1 protein-coding gene is annotated in these 1102 nt (G+C 64.8%); it reads left to right on the forward strand.

Annotated elements, in window-relative coordinates; translation table 11 throughout:
• Nucleotides 1–787 (forward strand): phosphonate ABC transporter, permease protein PhnE (phnE, locus tag DBR10_RS13025; RefSeq protein ID WP_108556402.1); only part of this gene is annotated, 787 nt, incomplete at its 5' end.
• Nucleotides 788–1102 lie beyond the last annotated feature (315 nt).

A 1102-nucleotide genomic window follows, 5' to 3' on the forward strand; every position in this document is an offset into this window, starting at 1 on the left:
GCGTCCGGCTTCGGCCCTGGCCTTCGACGTCCTGCTGTGGGGCGGCCTTCTGGCCGTCCTGGTGATCAGCTTCCGCCCGGCCGAGATCGACAAGTTCCCGCAACTGTTCGCCGATACCGAGCGGACCGGCGGCTTTGCCCGGCAGTTCTTCGCCCCGTTCGGCGATGCCAAGCTGTTCCTGTCGATGGACTGGTCGCTGTTCATCTCCAAGATGTGGCAGACGATCCAGATGGCGCTGTGGGGCACGGCCCTGGCCGTCATCATCGCCATCCCGTTGGGCCTGCTCGGCGCGCGCAACATCACCCCGTGGTGGATCCAGCAACCGGTCCGCCGCCTGCTCGACCTGATCCGCTCGATCCCCGACCTGGTGGTGGCGCTGATCTTCATCACCGCCGTGGGCCTGGGACCCTTCGCCGGCGTTATGTCGATCATGTTCAATACCGGCGGCGTGCTGGCCAAGCTGTTCGCCGAGGCCGTCGAGTCGATCGACAAGGGTCCGGTCGAGGGCGTGCGGGCCACCGGTGCCGGCAAGCTGCAGGAAGTTGCCTGGGGCGTCATTCCGCAGGTCGCGCCGCTATGGACCAGCTATGCGCTGTACCGCTTCGAATCCAGCAGCCGCGCCGCCACGGTCCTCGGAATCATCGGGGCCGGCGGCATCGGCCAGATCCTGTTCGACTCGATCAACGCCTTCCAGTTCGACCAGACCGGCTGCATCGTGCTCGTCATCGTTGTGGCGGTGTCGATGATCGATCTGCTGTCCCAGGTGATCCGCACCCGTCTGCTCTAGGGCGCGCGGCGTGTCCGCAAGACCGGTTGGAGAGAGTCGTTTTGGGGGCAAATACCTGTGGGTGTACGGATGGTCTGCATCCGGTGCATCGACTCCGCAGTTGCCCCTTTGCCACAGCTTAACACTTTGAAAACGCTTGTCACCGGGCTGTCACAAATCGGTGGCGGAACCGTCATGGCTCCCCGTTAAGCCGCAATCATCCTGATCCCGCACCCCGAAGGGGGCGAGAGGCCAGGGGCAGCCTTAAGGGGAATTCTACAATGCGGAACAAGACCTCGCTGGTCGGCGGGTCGGCGCTGGGCGTGATGCTCGCGC

Source organism: Caulobacter sp. HMWF025 (genome assembly GCF_003060965.1).
Classification (GTDB): Bacteria; Pseudomonadota; Alphaproteobacteria; order Caulobacterales; family Caulobacteraceae; genus Caulobacter.